Below are 18712 nucleotides of genomic sequence, written 5' to 3' on the forward strand. Positions count from 1 at the left end.
GACAGTTTGCGAATTGAAGAAAGCACAAGGCTCAGACGTCCGTCTGATCATGTTTTAAGCTAGCTAGCGGATTCGAATCAGTGGTCGGGCAATCGCAGCCCAGATACCCGATGTCGTTTAAGGTGAGGGAGGGCGGCTTGAATCGCCGTTTGAGTGCCAATGATATTTCCACGCTCAATACGTGTGCAGGTATCAAGCCAACTGTCTGGTTCCAAACTTAATCGTTCAAGTAGAGGCGGCAAAGCCTTATCAATATGACCAAATTTGTCATCGCGAAGTTGCCGTCCAGTCCATTCAACCAACTCCAGGTAATCCATCAGCCGGAATGGCAGTCCAGCAGGCATCTCTTTTCTTGGGTTGCCAACAAAAGGAAACAAAAAAGGCGCAGTTGCTTGTTCTTTCCAAAAACATGGGACAGGCACTTTAAAAATTCAAAAACATGGGACAGGCACTTTAAAAATTAGAGAGCTTGAAGCTGCCTCAACGGATGCTTTTAATCCCTAAGACTATCTATTTGAGTTTATTTTTCAGCGTGATGGGGAATCTAACGGTCAGTTTGCGAATTGAAGAAAGCACAAGGCTCAGACGTCCGTCTGATCATGTTTTTGAGTTAGCTAGCGCGTTTGAATTAGTGGTCGGGTAATCGCAGCCCAGATACCCGATGTCGTTTAAGATGAGGAAGGGCGGCTTGAATCGCCGTTTGAGTACCAATGATATTTCCACGCTCAATACGTGTGCAGGTATCAAGCCAACTGTCTGGTTCCAAACCTAATCGTTCCAGTAGAGGCGGCAAAGCCTTATCAATATGGCCGGATTTGTCATCGCGAAGTTGCCGTCCAGTCCATTCAACCAATTCGAGGTAATCCATCAGCCGGAATGGCAGTCCAGCAGGCATTTCTTTTCTTGGGTTGCCGACAAAAGGAAACAGAAAAGGCGCAGTTGCTTGTTCTTTCCTAAGTGCTTCGATTCGAGCTTTGACGGAAGTGTGTTCTGATTGTTCTGGCGTCTCTGCGATAGCGGCACGAACGGGATTCAAATCAACGTAGGCCATCGCAGCAGCCAACGCCTTTTCGTCCAATAACGCCTGGCTTTTAAACCGCCCCTCCCAAAAGTGCCCGGTGCACCCATCTTCCCGATTGGCTTCCACTGCAATATGCTGATTAAGGAGCCGCATAAACCAACTGATGGAGGTTAAGCGTCCACGCCAGCATTCCACTATTTCAAGGCAACGGGCTGTTTCAGCGTCTGACAGTTCACCACCTTGCAACCAACGTTGGATTAAAGTTGGCCCTTGATGAAACGCCAACCACCGCTCTGCAACTTCCAAAGGCGATAGTGCATTCGCTTTGTCGGTATTGATGTGCAGCACAACGTGGTAGTGATTGCTCATAATGGCGTACGCACACACATCAACGCAGAAAGCCTGAGAAAGCGCCAACAGCCGCTTCTCAATCCATCCTCTCCGATGCTCAAAACTCTTTCCCGCTGATTCATCAACACCACATAGAAAAGAACGACGCACACAGCGTGACACGCAATGATAGTAAGGCGTGGCGTCAATGGAAATAAGGGATGAACGCGCTTTGGTCATTATTTCTACCGTCATGTATGAAGAATCACAATGGTTTGAAAGTAGCGTGGCGGCGAAATGATTTCAGCTTAGATTACCGAGAGTTAGAGCGGGATTTTAGAATGATGAAAATGACAGATTTGTGCTTTTCTTATAGTGTCTGTCCCTATAAGAAACTAAGCCGAGCCCAAGCAAATCAAAATTCAAGACGGTCTATTCGGCTACAAGAAACTTTCGCTCGAATAAATCAAGGTGAGTACGACAATGAAAAAAGTCTGTTGAATTTCATTCGTAATGCGACAACTCATGGCGAATTTAGTATTTTAAAAGCGGCAAAGCAAAGACTGAGAAAGAAATTCCCAAGGACCTATCGAAGATATGTTGGTCCAATTAATCTAAGAGATCCCTTAGGTAGTAAAAATTGCTACTGTGCTATCCCGTCAAGTATTGACAGCATTGCTCATGATATCCTCAATCTAACTGTTCCGAAGGAAGCATTGCAGTGCGATGCTTGTTGGGATCTAGATATCTCATATGCATGGGGCGTTTATGGACAATATGGTGCGAAAAAAATCGATACTGAAACATGGCGTACTTTATGTGGGCTTAGGGGAGACAAAAAGTACGCAACAGCATAAAAATCTAACACATATGCGCCCTTCTCAGGTCAATAGGCAATAGCTTTTTTTGGCTGCGTTAGCAGCCAATGCTCTCGAACAACAAAATCGCCTACTTCGCTTTTCCCTCGGTTCAACCAGACCGACTTTGTGATCTCTTCGTGACTAACCAGTGGATGCGTAAGATCGAGTATCAATTGCTACTCATTACCCTTCTTTCCGTATGGCTTCCGCTAAGACCTCACATTCCGTCTGCGCAATGATTTCCTCCATCAGAAGATCCTCATCTCCGACAAATTGCGCCATATTATTCGCCACCTGAACGGATAAAACAGCATCCTCTAACGAAGGGAAATAAAGGTCTTTGATATTAGGAATGTCCGGCGATTTACTGTGTAAATCGCTCAGACACAAGTCAATTGCTACCAAACGGGCGACAATATGCCGCGCTGTTTGAGCATCTGGAACAGGCGCATTTCCAGTATAAATCTCTATCGTCTGCGTCCAGCGTTTACCCGCTTCCATCGCTATCAGCATCAGGTTTTGATCAGTCACCTTCTCTTGCACAGCATCAGTGAATGCCTGCATCCGCGCTCCATCAGCCTGCACACCAAAACTGAGCCCAATGAACAACGCAGCAACTCCCCAAAGTGTTTTTCTTTCCATCCGGAATGCCATTTATTAGGTACCTCTGATAACGCACAACAGTCGTTCCAAAAGCCTATGATGGCGTGAAAATAACAATGTATGTGACGCGCTTAATCACTTTCAGAGCGGCTAGAAGAAACCACTCATAGCCGTTGCACTTTTTGCAGAAAAGGAGTGGTTAGATGGCAAGGTTTGCAAGAAACAGACAACACTTTCAATCTAGATCGGAAAACCAGATGCATATCACTGTAATGCGGAATTGCCGTGTCAGTTGATCGTCGTCAATGGAACATCATTCTTTACCTGCTTTCGATGTTCAAATGACATCAGCTTGCTAGCATGGCCACTTTCTGGGCTTTTTCCGGGTGTGTTATGTCTCCGACCGTCGATCATGTTCTGCTCAATATCGCGCTTAACCTCAGTTCCAACCGTTCCCACGAACAGCAATACCAAAGCCTGATTGATGGCGTGGCGCAGGTCTTCCCCTGCGATGCGAGCTGCCTGTTTATCTTGGATCAGGATGGCTTTCTTACGCCGGTGGCAGTGCGGGGATTGCAAAGTTCAGTGCTGGGTCGTCGCTATTTTCCCAAAGCACACCCAAGGCTGGAGGCGATTATCCAAAGCCGCGAGCCGGTGCGTTTCGATGCAGACTGTCCGTTACCGGATCCGTTTGACGGCACCTTGCTCAGTGAAGATCAGTGCATTGATGTCCATGACTGCATGGGGTTCAGCCTGTATGTCGAAGGCCAGCTTGTCGGGGCATTGACCATGGATGCCATGGCGGTCGGTGCGTTTGATAATATCGACCCGGTCACCATTGAAACCTTTGCGGCGTTGACCGCTGCGACCCTTCGCAACATTGCCCAGCTTAAAGCGCTTAAGGCGCAGAACCAGAAGCAGAAAAGTGTCACCCAGACCCTGATTCAACAGGCGCGTTCCCAGCACGGTGACATGGTGGGGTTAAGCCCGCAAATCACCCAGCTGAGAAACAATATCGCCACCGTTGCCAAGTCTGATTACGCCGTGTTGATCACCGGGGAAACCGGCACGGGTAAAGAGCTGGTCGCCCACTCGGTGCATGCCCAGTCCCTTCACAGCGACAAGCCGATGATTTACGTGAACTGCGCCGCCTTGCCGGAAGGACTGGCCGAAAGTGAGCTGTTCGGTCATGTGAAAGGTGCGTTCACCGGTGCCAACAGCCACCGGGCCGGGAAATTCGAACTGGCAGATGGCGGTACCATTTTCCTTGATGAAGTCGGTGAGTTGCCGCTGGTTTTACAGGCAAAATTACTGAGGGTTATTCAGCAGGGAGAACTGCAACGGGTCGGCAGCGACCAGCATTTACTGGTGAATGTCCGCATTGTGGCGGCGACCAACCGCCAGTTGGAAAAAGAAGTCGAGGCTGGTACTTTCCGCGCCGATCTGTTCCACCGCTTGAATGTGTTCCCTATCCACGTGCCGCCGCTGCGCGCCCGTGAGGGGGACATTCCTGTTCTGGCAGGATACCTGCTGGAAAAAGTGCGCCAACACTTCAATGCGCCCAACCTGCACGTGCACCCTAAAGTATTGGCGCAGCTGGAATCCCAGCCCTGGTATGGCAACGTACGCGAACTGGAACACACCCTGACCCGCGCGGCATTGCATGCCATTCAACAAGGCGCGGTGACCATTCTTTCAAGCCACTTTGATGCCTCGCTGGCGCTGGATGATGTCAAAAGCACATCGCACTATTTGCCAAAAGAAAGCCAGCCGATGCGTGACCTGGTTGAAGGCTACCAGCGTGAATTAATTGAACATGCTTTGAGCCAAAATGGTGGCGTGTGGGCAAAAGCGGCGGAATTTTTACAGATGGATCGGGGCAATCTGTACCGAATGGGCAAAAAGCTCGGGATTAACAAATAGGCACTCCCTAGTGTTCGATGTCATTAAGACACTTTCCGCGTTGTATTAATGACATCATTCCATCTGCTTAAAAACAACAAAAATCATAAATTTCAAATAGATAACTTTTGGCACGCATTCTGCTCTCCAGTGGTAAATATCACGACGATTACAACAATCACTGGAGACCCCAATATGTTCTGTATTCAATGCGAACAGACAATTCAAACCCCTGCTGTTAAAGGTTGTTCATTTGCACAAGGTATGTGCGGCAAAACCTCTGAAGTTTCTGATCTGCAAGACGTGCTGGTTTACACCTTGCAAGGGGTTTCTTTTTGGGCATCAAAAGCGCGTGAGTTCGGCATCATCAACGATGAAATCAACCAGTGGGCGCCAAAAGCATTCTTCTCGACCCTCACCAACGTCAACTTTGACCCTGAGCGTATTCTGGCTCTGACTTCCCAAGCCGCACGCTACAAAGCAAAGCTGAAAGAACAGGTACTGGCGGCTGCCACGCTGGCAAACCAAACTTTGGAAAACGTGCCTGCTGTTGCTGAATTCGACCTGCCTTACAGCGCAGAAGAAATCCTGGCCTTTGCCCCACAAGTCGCGGTAAACCGCGGTAAAGACCAAGTGCATGAAGATGTGATTGGCTTGCGCCTGCTTTGCCTTTACGGCCTGAAAGGGGCGGCGGCTTACATGGAGCACGCCCGCGTTTTGGAGCAAACCAATAACGATATCTACGCCGAGTACCATGACATCATGGCGTGGCTGGGTACCGACCCTGAAGATTTGGGTGCGCTGCTGGACTGCTCAATGCAGATCGGCCTGATGAACTACAAAGTGATGGAAATGCTGGATCTGGGCGAAACCGCAACCTTCGGCCACCCAGAGCCAACCACGGTTAACGTCAAGCCCGTGAAAGGCAAATGTATTCTGGTTTCCGGTCACGACCTGCACGATCTGGAAAAAATCCTGCAACAAACCGAAGGCAAGGGCATCAATGTCTACACCAACGGTGAAATGCTGCCTGCACACGGTTACCCGGAACTGAAGAAATACCCGCACCTGGTGGGTAACTACGGCAGCGCATGGCAAAACCAGCAGAAAGAGTTCGCCAACTTCCCAGGCGCGATTGTAATGACCTCCAACTGTCTGCTGAACCCGAATGTCGGCCAATATGCAGACCGCCTGTTTACCCGCAGCATTGTCGGCTGGCCGGGTGTGGCGCACCTTGAAGGTGACGATTTCAGCGCAGTGGTCGAATGTGCACTGGCACTGCCTGGCTTCCAGCACAATGAAATTGAACACCACATTACCGTTGGTTTTGGCCGCAACGCACTGATGAATGCCGCCCCAGCGGTTATCGATCAGGTGAAACAGGGCAACATCAAACACTTCTTCCTGGTGGGCGGTTGTGACGGTGATAAGGCCGAGCGCAGCTACTACACCGACTTTACCGCTGAAGCGCCGGAAGACACCCTGATCCTGACGCTGGCGTGCGGTAAGTTCCGCTTCAACAAGAACACCTTTGGCGACATCAACGGCATCCCTCGCCTGCTGGATGTCGGTCAGTGCAATGATGCCTACTCGGCTATCCAGCTTGCGCTGGCGCTGGCAAAAGAGTTCGATTGCGACATCAACGAACTGCCACTGACACTGGTACTGTCATGGTTCGAGCAGAAAGCGATTGTGATCTTGCTGACCCTGTTTGCGTTGGGCGTAAAAGGCATTTACACCGGCCCTACTGCGCCAGCGTTCCTGACACCGAACCTTATCGCGATCATTCAGGAGAAGTTCGACATGCGCAGCATTGGCAATGTGCAGGACGATCTGAAAGCGATTCTGGCGGCGTAATTTCAAACGCCCCATTGCGCCCCGCTTTGCCGTGGGGCGTTTTCTCAACGCACCAGTTCCACCATCTACTTTTTCCACACCGCACGATAGAGAAGACTATGTTTTTTGAATGGCAAGGTAACCAGCCCGTCACGCTCCGCTGCATCGATAAAAACACTGAAACCCATGACACTGTCAGCATCAAACTGGCCGATCTCCGCGAATCGCTTCTGTTCCAGTTCAAGCCCGGTCAGTTTATTAACCTTGGCGTTGAGATTGACGGGAAAATGGAATTCCGCGCCTATTCCATCAGTTCGATAAACGGTGACGACTACCTTCAGCTCACCATCAAGCGCGTCGAGGGCGGTAGGGTTTCCAATTACATTGTCGATTCACTGTTGCCCGGCGATACGGTTCAGGCTTTGCCACCGACCGGTGATTTTAACTGTATCGATCACCCGCCAGCCCAACGAGAAGGATCAACCAAAACCTTGCTCATCAGCGCCGGATGTGGCATCACGCCGGTCTATTCCATGGCGAAACATTGGTTACACCATGCAGGGCAGGAGAACGAGAGCAACGTCGATATCGCTTTCCTGCACATCGCCCGCAGCCCGGCAGAAACCATCTATTTCGATCAACTGGAAACGCTGGACGCGGTCTACCCCGATTTTCACCTCAAGCTGCTGTTGAAAAACCGTGAAGGAACCGCGCACCCGCAAGGCCGCCTGAATGCTGAATGGTTACAGGAACTGGTGCCGGATTTCAGGGAGCGCACCGTTTACCTGTGTGGCCCAAGCCAGTTTATGCAGGACGTTCAGTGCTATTTAAGCGACCTTGGCTTTGATATGGCGAACTTCTATCAAGAAAGCTTCACGCCCGCCGCCAACGCAGAAAGTGTAGCGACAGAAACTGCTGGTTCCACTGAAAGCGTCAGTGTCTTCGTCCCGGATTTTGCCCAAACCCTAGACGCCCAAAAAGGCCAGCCACTGGCCGATGTGCTGGAAAACGCAGGCTTACCGATCATTGTCGCCTGTCGCAGTGGCATCTGTGGTTCGTGCAAATGCAAGGTTCGCAAAGGCAGCGTCACCTCTACCAGTCAGGAGACCCTGACACCGGAGGAAATCGAGCAAGGCTATGTATTGGCGTGCTCGTCATCTGTGGAATCTGATTTGGAAGTGCAGATTGGGTGAGTGAGGTGCGGGAGACGGAAGACGGTCCGGTTTGCACACCGCTTTGATCCTCCCCCTTTTCAAGGGGGAGTTAGAGGGGGTTGCTTTTGGGGCACAAACCAAACGCCCAACCCCATCCTAACCTTCCCCACGTCAGCCTTTTACCTGTAATGTTGAATAATCCCAAGCAGCGACTTTGGCACCCGCTATTCACGATTCAAAAACCAAGGGAAGGGCTTATGAACATGAAAGAGTTTTCACATCTGGCTGGGCTATCCGCTTACACCCTCAGGTATTACGAAAAAATCGGCTTGCTGAAAGACGTGCGCAGAAACAGTAGCGGCCATCGTGACTTCTCAACCAAAGATCTGGAGTGGACTGGTTTTATCAAACGCCTGAAAGAAACCGGGATGGCGCTGAACGGCATGTTTATTTTAAAAGACGTATTGGCGGAAAGATAATTTCATTTCAACATTAAAAAATAAAAGAATATAAATTAAACACTGCTTTACCCAATATTAAAAATCAAAAAGCCCGAAAATTCGGGCTTTTTCTTTTCACAGGACCAGCGGACTTATATCAACGCCAATCTATGAAGTTATATTTATTGGTGCTGTTTAAAGAAACGTTCAGCATTTGAAAACAATGTGTCGCAGAGCTTTTGTTGTGCAGCATGCTCTGGCGTATCCTTCTCCATTGCATCAAGCTCAGCTTTCGCGCGTTGGTATTCCCCTACCATTTGCTCAAATCGTGCTTCACCGCTGTTTTTCCACGCTTGTTTCTGGAATTTATTGTTCTTTTTTTTCATTTCACTTTCCTCTTTGAAGCCCTCCACACGCTGCATCAGCCGTGACGGGTCTTCTTGCGCCCCAAACAGTGACAGCATAAAAACCAAACCACGCTTGGTTTTCAGCCAGGGAATGCTCAGGAACAGATTAAAATAGTAAAACGAGACTACTAAATGGGATAGAAAGTAGAAGCTCTCGATGGCTTAATATGACGAAGTAATTCGAAAGAAAACTAGGAAGATACTTGAACTGAAAATATCATTAATAGCTCGATTTTATGAGCGGCGCCCAGTATACACCTTGTCGGCAGAATAGATAGGTAAATTTTTGAAAGCGTATTTATTTGTCTGGAGAGATCTGATTATTTCTCTGGCAATTATTTCCATAAATACATGTAATAAATAACATTTATTGGAGATAGACTCTCTGCGTGATTCGGGTTGAAGCCCTTAAAACCTGCCCCCAGTTTGTGGGGCGTGAAGGCATTTGCTCCACCTGCCGAACCACAAAGGGCGCGACCACGCCCTTTGTTCTGATCGAGATGCAGATCGAGACTGAAGCTGCGATCAGTGCTTTTTCGGTCCGTTGCGTACCAGATCTTTGCCGGTGTTAAACACTTCCTGGGTAACATTGCGCGCCAGAAGAAGCTGGTGCTTGTCATCCAGCACCGCCACGAAAGGCTGACCGTTCGCATTGTTGGTGGCAAGTGCAACGCCAGCCACGCCGGTCAAACCCAGGCCGCCATTTTCGATGGCGATAAGAAAGGCTTCCAGCTCTTCAAGGCTGTCGATGATATTGTTTGGATTATTCATAAAGTCACCATCATTGTGGTTGGAACAGTTTGGCGCGGGATTATTTCATGCAATGGACTGATTTGACAATGCAGCGCAACCCCGCTGTTGCAACCTCCAACCAGCCGGGTTCGTTTAGCCAGCTGAAAACAAAAAGCCCTTCGGGACAGAGTCCTCGAAGGGCTGATTTTTATCACCGTTTTTCTTCGTGTCTGTTATGGTTGCTGGCGGGTTGCCGTCATAACAATCTCACGTACACAGACGTTTTGCGGGAAGCCGTATGCATAACAAACTGCGCTCGCAATATCGTCAGCTTTCAGTACACCGCCCATTTCCTCTTTCCAGCTGTCGTAACCGGCTTTGATTTCATCACTGGTGGTGTGGGACAGCAGTTCAGTTTCCACCGCACCCGGCGCAATGGTAATCACGCGGACATTGGCATCCGCCACTTCTTCACGAACGTTTTCTGAAATGGCATGTACCGCGAATTTGGTGCCACAGTATGCCGCATGGTTCGGGAAGGTTTTACGGCCAGCCACAGAGCTGATGTTTACGATAGTGCCGCCGTTGCGCGCTTTCATTGGCGCCAGCACCGCTTGCATGCCGTTCAACAAACCCAGCACGTTCACGTTGAACATGTTCTGCCACTCTGCCGCATTCTGGGTAGTCACATCGCCCAGCAGCATGACGCCTGCGTTGTTAACCAGCAGATCGGTCTCGCCGTATTGGGCTTCCGCTTCTTTGATCGCTGCTTCAAACGCAGCTTTGTCTGTCACATCAACCTTTCTGCACAGGGTGTTTGGCAGGTTCAGTGCTTCCAGACGCTCAACGCGGCGTGCCAACAGCAGTAGCGGATGACCCAATGCAGAAAGTTGTTTTGCAATGGCTTCACCAATACCTGAACTTGCACCTGTGATGACGGCTAATTTTTTCATGATGTTCTACCTCGGAGACCTGTTCGCCCAGGCCGGATTGTCTGGCCTTAAGCGCTGTTTGTTATTGAGTCTGTATTCTAGATGCGCCATGATTGTTGATATATATGTCACAATAAAACTCAGTGTTACCAAATGAGCACAAATAACCCACTCCTCGGTGAAAGCCTGAATGACATCAGAAGCTTTGTTGCTATCGCTGAAACCGGCAGTTTTTCTAAAGCCGCGGAGAAATTGAATGCCTCCCGCGCCCATGTGTCGCGTCAGCTTAGCCAGCTTGAAGCGCGCCTTGGCGTGCAGCTAATCATCCGCACCACCCGTTCGCAGCGCCTGACCTCGGCGGGGGAAGATTTCTTTGTCCGCTGCCGCGCCGCGCTGTCACAGCTGGATGAAGCCATTTTTCTTGCCAGTCATGATGCTGATGCCATGCGCGGCCATATTTCGGTCAATTGCGTTGGCGGCATCATTGGTGAAAGCCTGATTGGGGATGCTATCCATGACTTTTGTGTGCAACACCCGGAGATCAGTATCGAACTGGATTTCAGTTCGGAACGGGTTGATTTGATTCAATCGCGCTTTGATTTGGTACTGCGCATGGGCGCATTGGCGGACTCCAACCTGATTGGCCGGGAGTTGGGGGAAATCCGCATTGGTACTTATGCGGCCCCTTCCTATTTTGCTCGGAAGGGCAAACCGGAAAATCCTAAGGCGCTTCACCAGCACAATTGTCTGACCGGTTCGGTCGCCAAATGGCGATATGTGAGCACCCAGGAACCATCGCAACATTGTGACGTTGAGGTAGGCGGAAGTTTACAGTGTAAAAACGGCCATGTGATGTTGAGTTCAGCACTGAAAGGGAATGGTATCTGCCGACTTCCTGCTCTCTATTGCGAGCGCTATGTTGAAACGGGTGAGTTGGAGCCAGTGTTCACCGACTGGCGGGTGGACAAAGTACCGCTTTATTTGCTGTATCACCGTGACCGTCACCAGCCTGCTCGGCTTAAAGCGCTTATCCGCTATTTGGTAGAGACCATTCCGCAGGCACTGCGCAATGGTCTCCAGTAGGGTTTTATTCCGGCTTGGACGGATCTTTTGGCTGGGTAAAGCCGCCATATAAATCAAGGCGACGGTGGCGCAGGTTCGTCACCGAGCCTTCGGTGTTAAGCTGTTTGAGCTTGGTCAGATCCACATCAGCAAAGATGATCATCTCGGTATTGGCGTTAGCCTCGGTGAGCATCGCATCGTGCGGGAAGTAGATATCCGACGGCGAAAACACCGCAGATTGGGCATACTGGATATCCACGTTATCGACCCTCGGCAAGTTACCAACGCTGCCGCCAATGGCCACATAACATTCGTTTTCAATCGCCCGTGCCTGTGAACACAAACGCACCCGTTGGTAGCCGTTCTTGGTGTCCGTCCAGAAAGGCACAAAGATGATTTGCACGCCTTCTTCCGCCAGCATGCGGCCAAGCTCCGGGAATTCGCTGTCATAACAGATCAGGATGCCTACGCGGCCTGCGTCGGTTTCAAACACCTGCACTTTGTCGCCGCCATCAATCACCCAGTCTTTTTCTTCATGGGGCGTGATGTGGATTTTGTATTGGGCATTGATTTCGCCATCGCGCTGCAACAGGTAGGAAACGTTATAGAGCTTGTCATCTTCAATCACCGGCATACTTCCCCCGATGATATTGATGTTGTACGTCACCGCCAGTTGGGAGAAATGGTGTTTGATCTCCTCGCTGAAACTGGCCAAAAAGCGAATCGCTTCGACAGAGTTCTGTCCATTTTGCAGCCCCATCAAAGGTGCATTGAAAAACTCCGGCAGCAAAGCAAAGTCAGCTTTGTAGTTAGCCAGGGAGGCGATAAAGAACTCTGCCTGATCAAGCAAATCCTGCAGGTCACGCATCGCCCGCATTTGCCATTGGATCACCCCAATGCGCACTAGGGTTTTCTCTACATCGTGAACGGACTGGATATCTTCTTCGTAGAAAAAGTTGTCCCACTCCAGCAAGGTAGCGTAACCACCAGACGCATCATCTTCCGGCAGGTAATTGCGCATAATGCGTTTTACATCGAAGCCGTTCGCCAACTGAAACGACAGGATAGGGTCATGCAATTCACGGCGCTTCACCTTGTCGATATATTCAGCGACGCTCATCTCATCGGCGTGTTTATGGAAGTTGGGAATGCGCCCGCCTGCCAGAATCGCCTTGAAATTCATGGTGCGGCACAGTTCCTTGCGCGCATCATAAAGACGCCTTCCAAGTCGCAACCCGCGGTAGTCCGGATGCACAAACACATCCAGGCCATACATGGCATCACCCGTAACCTGATTCTTAATCACGTTGTTTTCGTCGATGATCTCGGAGTACAGGTGTGGCAGGGAGATGCGGGCATAATCGACTTTGAGGGTAAGCGCCGCGCCGACAATTTTGCCGTTGTCTTCAATGCAGATTTGTCCATCCGGAAACTGGTGGATGAGATCCATGATGGTCATTCGCGGCCATGATCCGCCAACGTCATGAAAGATAGAATCCATTAACTCGGCCAACGCATCGTAGTCCGTCGGCTCAATCGTTCTCAGGGAGAGTCTTGGCGGCGTATTTTCCATATCGGTGTTCCATTACCTTTGTTCGTCTTTGGGTGAGCATGCCACAAAAGTATGTAAAACCGTCACATTAAAAAACAGGTCGGAGACAAAAACGCCACGCAGATGCGTGGCGTTTTTCAGGAGAAAAGACTTAAGCAGGCTCGGCCAGTTGCTCGGCGGCAAGTTTCGCCGCTTTGCGGGTTTTGCGTTTTTCATGGTGTGCCAGCCAGATAAGCGGCAGGACGATAAGCGTGGTTCCCACCATCATCAGCATATCCGGCACTTCACCGAACAGGACAAAACCGACACCAACTGCACACACCAGACCGCTGTATTCGGCACTGGCAATCTTGTTGCTTTCAGCCGCGCGGTACGCCACCACACAGGTCGCTGCGTAAATCAGGATAAAGGCGGTTGAACCTGCCGCACGCCAGAACAGATCCAGACTGAACGGCATGCCCTCGTACAACGCCAGTGCCAGCGCCACCGGAATACCAATCAGGTTATGCAGCAGCAGGGTTTGTGGCACCGTCTGCTGGCGCGGAATTTTCGGGATCAACAGGTTATTGATAGCCAGCGTCACCGCTACAATCATGGCTGACAACGCCGCCCAGGTGAAATCGGTTGGGCGAACCAGAATCAATACGCCGATAAAACCGATCACTGCCGCCATCACAGACGCCATAGAAAGCTTTTCACGCAGAAAGATCGCCGCCAACGGAAGCATGATCAAGGGTGCTGCGTAGAAAATCGCATTGGCAGTTGCCAGCGGCATGGTGGTCAGCGCAACAACCGAGAAAAACACGCCAATCACCCAGATGTGCGCGCGAAGCGCATGCCATTTCAATCCCAACGTCAGGTTCTTCGCCGGCGCTGTCAAACAGAAAGGGATCAGAATGAGGACAGCGGAAATCTGGCGGAACAGTGCGAATTGGAAGATCGCGCCATCTGGCCCGCCTTCCATGGTTTTAACCAGCGCGTCAGAAAATGTCGCGCTGAGGTTTCCTATCACCAACAAGGCCATAGCAAAACCGACTGAAATGTTACCCATAATCAATGCTCCAAAATGGGACGAAAAATAGCCTTCCCCTAACCACTCCCCGTTGGAACAGAATGAAAAAATTGTTTTCGGGCAGATAATTTAGGGACATAGCTCACAGTCGCTAAATAGTAGCCCCAGTTAATCATGACGTATAATGATGATTATTCTCCATTCATGAGATATTTCGATAATGAAGCTCCCCCCACTGCGCGCCGTCCAGTATTTCGAAACCACTGCACGCCTGAACAGCTTTTCACGCGCAGCCGAAGTGCTGAACGTGACCCAAAGTGCGGTCAGTCACCAGATCCGTCTGCTGGAGGATTTTCTGGGGGAGTCCCTGTTTGACCGTCAAGGGCGCAACCTTCAGCTCACGCCTGTTGGCCTTCGTTATTACGATGAAATCAGCGATCCACTGCAGGCCATTGCCCGTGCCAGCCACCAGATTAGGGTTGGGGAGTCGGGTCGGTTGAGACTCGCCGTGTTCAGTTCGCTGGCAGTAAAATGGCTGATGCCACAACTGTCGGATTTCCGAGCCCGCCACCCGGAAATTGACTTGTCGCTGGAGATGTATGCGGACCACCCTGATTTGTCAGACAAGATGGCAGACTGCTTTATTACCGACTTCGAGCCGGGGCGGAACTACCAATACGATTTGCTCTACAACGAATACCTGTACCCGGTTTGCAGCCAAAAAATCTGGCAGCAAATTAAAGACAAACCCCTGCCTGACGCCCTTTGGGATTATCCCCTGTTGTCGGTGACCTCTTTAATGGATAACGACTGGGCCCAGTGGTGCAAGCTCGGCGGCTTCGCTTTGCCCAAGCAGGTCAAAATCCACACCTTCAGCCACATGCTGCTGGCAACCGAAGCGGCGCGTTATGCCCACGGCATCACTTTGCTGAACCACTACTTTATGAATGAAATCGACCGCGAGCAGTTGGTGCGTATTCCTATGCATGAAATGCCGACCGGTGACAGCCTCTTTTTTGTTTACAAAAAGCACCGTGCCCGCCAACCGGAAATCGTCAAGCTGGGGCAATGGCTGCAACAGATCGCCGCAGCCAATGTTCCCTAGCGCTGATCCACTCTCCTGAGCTGACCCGCCAATTTCCTCCCCCGCCACTGTTGCACCGCCTGTCTCTTAGAAACAGGCAGTTACGCTATTTGTGTCTAGACTTAACTATGAGCCAAAACCCTGTTTTTGAGACTCAGTCTCACGTTTAGTGCAGCGAGGTGGGCAACGATGCAAGCCCGGTCATTCTTCAACCCCAACAACCGCCGTTTGTTCCCAAAACCGGTGGGATTTGGCTGTGTATGGGTACTGATATTGGCCTGTTTTTCGCAACCCGCAATCAGTGCAGAGCAAAACACCGAGGCCACCCAATACGGTTATTCCAATCTGTACGGCGAACTGACGCCCACACAGGTCTTCGCGTTAATGAAAAACATGGATGCCATGGTCATGCTCTATGCCAACCGCGAAAAGCCGGAACTTGCGCGCACGCTGCCACGGCGGATCAATTTCGTTGAGGGTTATGCTCCGGAAGAGGTGTTTGTCGCGCTCAATTCGCTGGCTGACCATATCGACGCATTGGCGAAAAAAGGTGGTGTTGAACCCGTCCGGCGTGTCACGCGGGAAAGCGACAAAGCCATTCCTGCCGAAGTGTTCCTGCTGGCCGGTGCCTGCCTCGATACCATGGCCGCGACCATGTACAAAAGCGACCCCAGTACGCCACTTGGCGATTTCTACAGCAACCGCAGCAGCTCTCGGGCGAAAACCCCCTCACACGTTTATGCCTTGGTGGATTTACTTGACCGCAAACTGACCATCCTGCTCGGCGAGGATGACAAACAAGATAAAGTGGGTACGGATGGATATGAAGATACTCAAACTGACTATCGGTAAACGCCTGGCTTTGGGGTTTGGCCTGCTACTCGCCATACTCCTTTCGGCGGTGATGTATGCCAGCAGCCGGTTAAACGAACTTCAGCGGGTCGAAAACGAGCTGGTATCGTCGACCTATCCTTCCACCCTTGCTGCCAGTGAGCTGGTCGGGGAGATAAACAAATCGCTGGCCATCCTGCGCGGCTACCTGGTTCTCGGCACACCCATTTTGAAAAAACAACGCCAGCAAGTGTGGGACAACATTGACGCCCAAATGGCGGTGCTGAAAAGCAACAAAACCAGCACCCTTTCCATCATCGGGTATGCAGAAAAGCTGCGCGCACTGGAAGTGAGCCTTAAACAATACCGCAGCGCACAGGATGAAGCTGAAGCCGTCGCCCATACCGATGCCGAGCAACCGGCGCAGGCAATGTACCAGGATAAGGTCCAGCCTGTGGTTATCCGCCTGCTGGCCGCCATCAACCAACTCACCACCGTGGAGCAAGGGCTGCCCGCCACCCCAGAGCGGAAAGAACTGCTCGGCCTGTTTGCCAACGCCAGCGCCTCACTCTCCCTCGGTCTGGCGGCCACCCGCTCTTACCTTATCAATGGAGACAAAACGTTCAAGGCAACCTTTTCCAGCCAGTGGACGGCCAATACCAGTAACTACTACAACATCGAACAGAAACGTTACCTGCTCAATTCCGAGCAGGAGAAGCTTTTTAATGAATACACCACCTACCGGGATAAATTCGCGGGCATGGTGGACCAGCTATTCGAAATCCGCGAATCCAAGCGCTGGAACATGTCCCAGTATTTGCTGGGCACCAAAGCTGCCCCCTTGTCGGTGTTATCATTGCAACTGGTTGATGAGGTTTCCGCCCTGCAACGAAACCAACTCAATCGCGAAGTAGGAAAACTCAATGCCCTGAATGACGACATCTCCAACGTGCTCAAAATCACTGGCATTGGCAGCCTTGTTGTCGGTTTTCTGGTGGCCTTTATTATTACCCGCTCAGTCACCAGGCCCGTGCTTTCAATGACTAAGACCTTGAAGAAAGTCTCCCGCAACGGCGACTATTCTGAGCGTCTGGAGGTGACAGGGCGCGATGAAATCAGCGAGTCGGCACTCGCCTTTAACCGACTGATGGATGAAACGCAAAGCGCCCTTAGCGAACTCAATAAAGTCATGGGACGTATTGCTGAAGGGGATTTAAGTACCCGCATCAATGGGGAATACAAAGGCGACCTTAACGCCATCAAGGAAGTGACCAACCGCTCGCTGGATAACGCAGAGCGTGCAGAGCAGATCAAACAGGAATTTGAGGCCGAAGCTGCAGCCGTGGCAGATGAAAACGCCCGGGTAAGACAGGCTCTGGACAGCGTTTCCAACAACATCATGCTTGCCAACAGCGAGCTGGATGTTATTTATATAAACAACGCGACCCGCACCATGCTGGTGGAAGCCGCGGATGATTTTGCCAAAGAAATTCCGGGGTTCAATCCGAAAAATGTGTTGGGCAAGTCTATCGATGCCTTCCACCGCGACCCGAGCCGCCAGCGTGAGATCTTGGAAAACCTGACCACCCAGTTCACCAGCGAGTTCTTTGTCGGCGACAAAGTCATGTCCATCACTGCCATGCCCATTTTCAATAATGATGGCGAACGCCTCGGCGTGGTTATCGAATGGACAGATCGCACTGCCGAGGTGGCAATTGAGCGCGAAATCGATGCCATGATCGCCGCTGCCGCCAAAGGTAAGTTCGATACCGAAATCGCCATGGAAGGTAAACAGGGTTTCTTCTACAACCTGGCAGAAGGCCTCAATACCCTGACCAACAACATGGAAGCATCCGTTAGTGATATGCAGCGCATTCTCGCCGCCATGTCACGGGGCGACTTGACCCAGCGTATCGAAAAGTCCTACAGCGGCAGCCTTGGTCAGCTAAAAGTCGATGCCAACAAAACCATCGACAAGCTGACCAACGTGATCAACCGAATCCGTGAAACGGCCTCCACTGTGGCCTCGTCCTCCCGCGAGATTGTTTCCGGAAACCAGGATTTAAGCTTCCGTACTGAAGCGCAGGCATCTTCCCTGCAAACGACTGCTGCCAGTATGGAGCAGATGACAGGGACGGTTAAACAGAGTGCCGAGAATGCGCTGATCACCAAAAATGTCAGCGTGAAAGCGCGCAGTAAAGCGCGGGAAGGCGGGACAGCCGTTGCCCGTACCATCACGGCCATGGAAGATATTTCAACAGCCAGCGAAGAAATCAGTGAAATTATTGGCGTGATTGATGAAATCGCCTTCCAGACTAACCTGCTGGCGCTAAATGCCGCCGTGGAAGCCGCCAGTGCGGGCGAACATGGACGCGGTTTTGCTGTGGTCGCCGGAGAGGTAAGAAACCTTGCCCAGCGTTCTGCCAGCGCCGCCAAAGACATCAAAGCCCTGATTGAAGCGAGCAACAAGAAGGTGGCGGTGGGGTCAGAGCTGGTGGCTGAATCGGGTAAAACCCTGACCGAAATCGTCACTATGGTGGAAGAAATGGGCGCAAAAACGTCGGAAATTTCCGACGCTGCCCAGGAGCAAAGTCTCGGTATCGATCAGGTCAACCACTCCATCGCCGAAATGGACAACATGACCCAGCAAAACGCTGCGCTGGTGGAAGAAGCCACCACGGCCAGCGAAGGGATGTGGAACCTTGCCCAGGACATGATGGAGATGATGGCATTCTTTACTCTGTCTGAAAACGCAGTCGACGATGAAGATCAAGAAGATGACTTTGAAGAGGACGACTATGATGAAGACGATGAGTTAGACGACGAAGAAGATGTCGCGTTCGGATTCATCGACGATGACGATGACGATGACGATGACGATGACGACATCGAGTTTGAGTTCTACGATGGTGATGACAACAAGTAATCGCTTGCAGGGTAAACAAAAAGGCCGG

The 18712-nt window shown here is 51.0% G+C and carries 15 protein-coding genes and 1 pseudogene; 9 read left to right on the top strand and 7 right to left on the bottom strand.

The window, feature by feature from the left end:
- Positions 1 to 628 precede the first annotated feature (628 nt).
- Positions 629 to 1591, bottom strand: a complete 963-nt coding sequence (locus KU854_RS04440; protein ID WP_218357268.1) for a transposase — start codon at positions 1589 to 1591, stop codon at positions 629 to 631.
- Between KU854_RS04440 and KU854_RS04445 the strand changes: the two genes are divergently transcribed.
- Positions 1573 to 2208, top strand: coding sequence for a hypothetical protein (locus tag KU854_RS04445; RefSeq protein WP_218357269.1), 636 nt, complete (start codon positions 1573 to 1575; stop codon positions 2206 to 2208). The two genes, KU854_RS04440 and KU854_RS04445, sit on opposite strands and share 19 nt — an antisense overlap.
- A gap of 186 nt (positions 2209 to 2394) precedes the next feature.
- Here the strand turns inward: KU854_RS04445 and KU854_RS04450 are convergent, their stop codons facing one another.
- Positions 2395 to 2853: a hypothetical protein gene (locus KU854_RS04450; protein ID WP_218357270.1), complete on the bottom strand. Its 459-nt coding sequence runs from the start codon at positions 2851 to 2853 to the stop codon at positions 2395 to 2397.
- A 354-nt stretch (positions 2854 to 3207) separates the two neighbouring features.
- Between KU854_RS04450 and norR the strand changes: the two genes are divergently transcribed.
- The 4 genes and pseudogenes from norR to KU854_RS04470 form a co-directional block, all read left to right on the top strand.
- Positions 3208 to 4737, top strand: coding sequence for a nitric oxide reductase transcriptional regulator NorR (gene norR / locus KU854_RS04455; protein WP_218357271.1), 1530 nt, complete (start codon positions 3208 to 3210; stop codon positions 4735 to 4737).
- A gap of 174 nt (positions 4738 to 4911) precedes the next feature.
- Positions 4912 to 6573: a hydroxylamine reductase gene (gene hcp, locus KU854_RS04460; protein ID WP_218357272.1), complete on the top strand. Its 1662-nt coding sequence runs from the start codon at positions 4912 to 4914 to the stop codon at positions 6571 to 6573.
- Between the two features lie 98 nt (positions 6574 to 6671).
- Positions 6672 to 7745, top strand: a complete 1074-nt coding sequence (locus KU854_RS04465; protein WP_218357273.1) for an FAD-binding oxidoreductase — start codon at positions 6672 to 6674, stop codon at positions 7743 to 7745.
- A 218-nt stretch (positions 7746 to 7963) separates the two neighbouring features.
- Positions 7964 to 8146 (top strand): annotated as a pseudogene (locus KU854_RS04470) (MerR family transcriptional regulator); the annotation flags it as partial.
- Between the two features lie 182 nt (positions 8147 to 8328).
- Here KU854_RS04470 and KU854_RS04475 read toward each other — a convergent pair.
- From KU854_RS04475 to KU854_RS04485, 3 genes are all read right to left on the bottom strand, one after another.
- A complete protein-coding gene (locus KU854_RS04475) occupies positions 8329 to 8532 on the bottom strand; it encodes a hypothetical protein (RefSeq protein ID WP_054780025.1) in 204 nt (67 codons plus the stop codon).
- Between the two features lie 546 nt (positions 8533 to 9078).
- Entirely contained in the window at positions 9079 to 9324 is a 246-nt protein-coding gene (locus KU854_RS04480) for a hypothetical protein (protein WP_054780012.1), read from the bottom strand.
- A gap of 194 nt (positions 9325 to 9518) precedes the next feature.
- Positions 9519 to 10238 carry an SDR family oxidoreductase gene (locus KU854_RS04485; RefSeq protein WP_218357275.1) on the bottom strand — a complete coding sequence of 240 codons (720 nt, stop codon included), beginning with the start codon at positions 10236 to 10238 and terminating at the stop codon, positions 9519 to 9521.
- Between the two features lie 132 nt (positions 10239 to 10370).
- Here KU854_RS04485 and KU854_RS04490 point away from each other — a divergent pair, with 132 nt between their 5' ends.
- Complete coding sequence (locus KU854_RS04490) at positions 10371 to 11300, top strand: LysR family transcriptional regulator (RefSeq protein WP_218357276.1); 930 nt, start codon at positions 10371 to 10373, stop codon at positions 11298 to 11300.
- Between the two features lie 4 nt (positions 11301 to 11304).
- Here the strand turns inward: KU854_RS04490 and KU854_RS04495 are convergent, their stop codons facing one another.
- Entirely contained in the window at positions 11305 to 12852 is a 1548-nt protein-coding gene (locus KU854_RS04495; RefSeq protein ID WP_218357277.1) for a GNAT family N-acetyltransferase, read from the bottom strand.
- A 130-nt stretch (positions 12853 to 12982) separates the two neighbouring features.
- A complete protein-coding gene (locus KU854_RS04500) occupies positions 12983 to 13882 on the bottom strand; it encodes a DMT family transporter (RefSeq protein WP_218357278.1) in 900 nt (299 codons plus the stop codon).
- 181 nt (positions 13883 to 14063) lie between these two features.
- Here KU854_RS04500 and KU854_RS04505 point away from each other — a divergent pair, with 181 nt between their 5' ends.
- The 3 genes from KU854_RS04505 (at position 14064) to KU854_RS04515 (ending at position 18684) form a co-directional block, all read left to right on the top strand.
- Positions 14064 to 14948, top strand: a complete 885-nt coding sequence (locus tag KU854_RS04505) for a LysR substrate-binding domain-containing protein (protein WP_218357279.1) — start codon at positions 14064 to 14066, stop codon at positions 14946 to 14948.
- A 168-nt stretch (positions 14949 to 15116) separates the two neighbouring features.
- Positions 15117 to 15779, top strand: a complete 663-nt coding sequence (locus KU854_RS04510) for a hypothetical protein (protein ID WP_255555417.1) — start codon at positions 15117 to 15119, stop codon at positions 15777 to 15779.
- Positions 15751 to 18684, top strand: a complete 2934-nt coding sequence (locus KU854_RS04515; RefSeq protein ID WP_255555418.1) for a methyl-accepting chemotaxis protein — start codon at positions 15751 to 15753, stop codon at positions 18682 to 18684. Before KU854_RS04510 ends, KU854_RS04515 begins: the two co-directional genes overlap by 29 nt.
- Positions 18685 to 18712: the final 28 nt, after the last annotated feature.

This window comes from Enterovibrio paralichthyis, from assembly GCF_019209835.1.
Classification (GTDB): domain Bacteria; phylum Pseudomonadota; class Gammaproteobacteria; order Enterobacterales; family Vibrionaceae; genus Enterovibrio; species Enterovibrio paralichthyis.

Bases quoted from the DNA above. Each gene is read 5' to 3' on its own strand.
- KU854_RS04445 (WP_218357269.1), top strand. From the start codon at position 1,573: ATGAACGCGCTTTGGTCATTATTTCTACCGTCATGTATGAAGAATCAC.
- KU854_RS04440 (WP_218357268.1), bottom strand. From the start codon at position 1,591: ATGACCAAAGCGCGTTCATCCCTTATTTCCATTGACGCCACGCCTTAC.
- KU854_RS04450 (WP_218357270.1), bottom strand. From the start codon at position 2,853: ATGGAAAGAAAAACACTTTGGGGAGTTGCTGCGTTGTTCATTGGGCTC.
- norR (WP_218357271.1), top strand. From the start codon at position 3,208: ATGTCTCCGACCGTCGATCATGTTCTGCTCAATATCGCGCTTAACCTC.
- hcp (WP_218357272.1), top strand. From the start codon at position 4,912: ATGTTCTGTATTCAATGCGAACAGACAATTCAAACCCCTGCTGTTAAA.
- KU854_RS04465 (WP_218357273.1), top strand. From the start codon at position 6,672: ATGTTTTTTGAATGGCAAGGTAACCAGCCCGTCACGCTCCGCTGCATC.
- KU854_RS04475 (WP_054780025.1), bottom strand. From the start codon at position 8,532: ATGAAAAAAAAGAACAATAAATTCCAGAAACAAGCGTGGAAAAACAGC.
- KU854_RS04480 (WP_054780012.1), bottom strand. From the start codon at position 9,324: ATGAATAATCCAAACAATATCATCGACAGCCTTGAAGAGCTGGAAGCC.
- KU854_RS04485 (WP_218357275.1), bottom strand. From the start codon at position 10,238: ATGAAAAAATTAGCCGTCATCACAGGTGCAAGTTCAGGTATTGGTGAA.
- KU854_RS04490 (WP_218357276.1), top strand. From the start codon at position 10,371: ATGAGCACAAATAACCCACTCCTCGGTGAAAGCCTGAATGACATCAGA.
- KU854_RS04495 (WP_218357277.1), bottom strand. From the start codon at position 12,852: ATGGAAAATACGCCGCCAAGACTCTCCCTGAGAACGATTGAGCCGACG.
- KU854_RS04500 (WP_218357278.1), bottom strand. From the start codon at position 13,882: ATGGGTAACATTTCAGTCGGTTTTGCTATGGCCTTGTTGGTGATAGGA.
- KU854_RS04505 (WP_218357279.1), top strand. From the start codon at position 14,064: ATGAAGCTCCCCCCACTGCGCGCCGTCCAGTATTTCGAAACCACTGCA.
- KU854_RS04510 (WP_255555417.1), top strand. From the start codon at position 15,117: ATGCAAGCCCGGTCATTCTTCAACCCCAACAACCGCCGTTTGTTCCCA.
- KU854_RS04515 (WP_255555418.1), top strand. From the start codon at position 15,751: ATGAAGATACTCAAACTGACTATCGGTAAACGCCTGGCTTTGGGGTTT.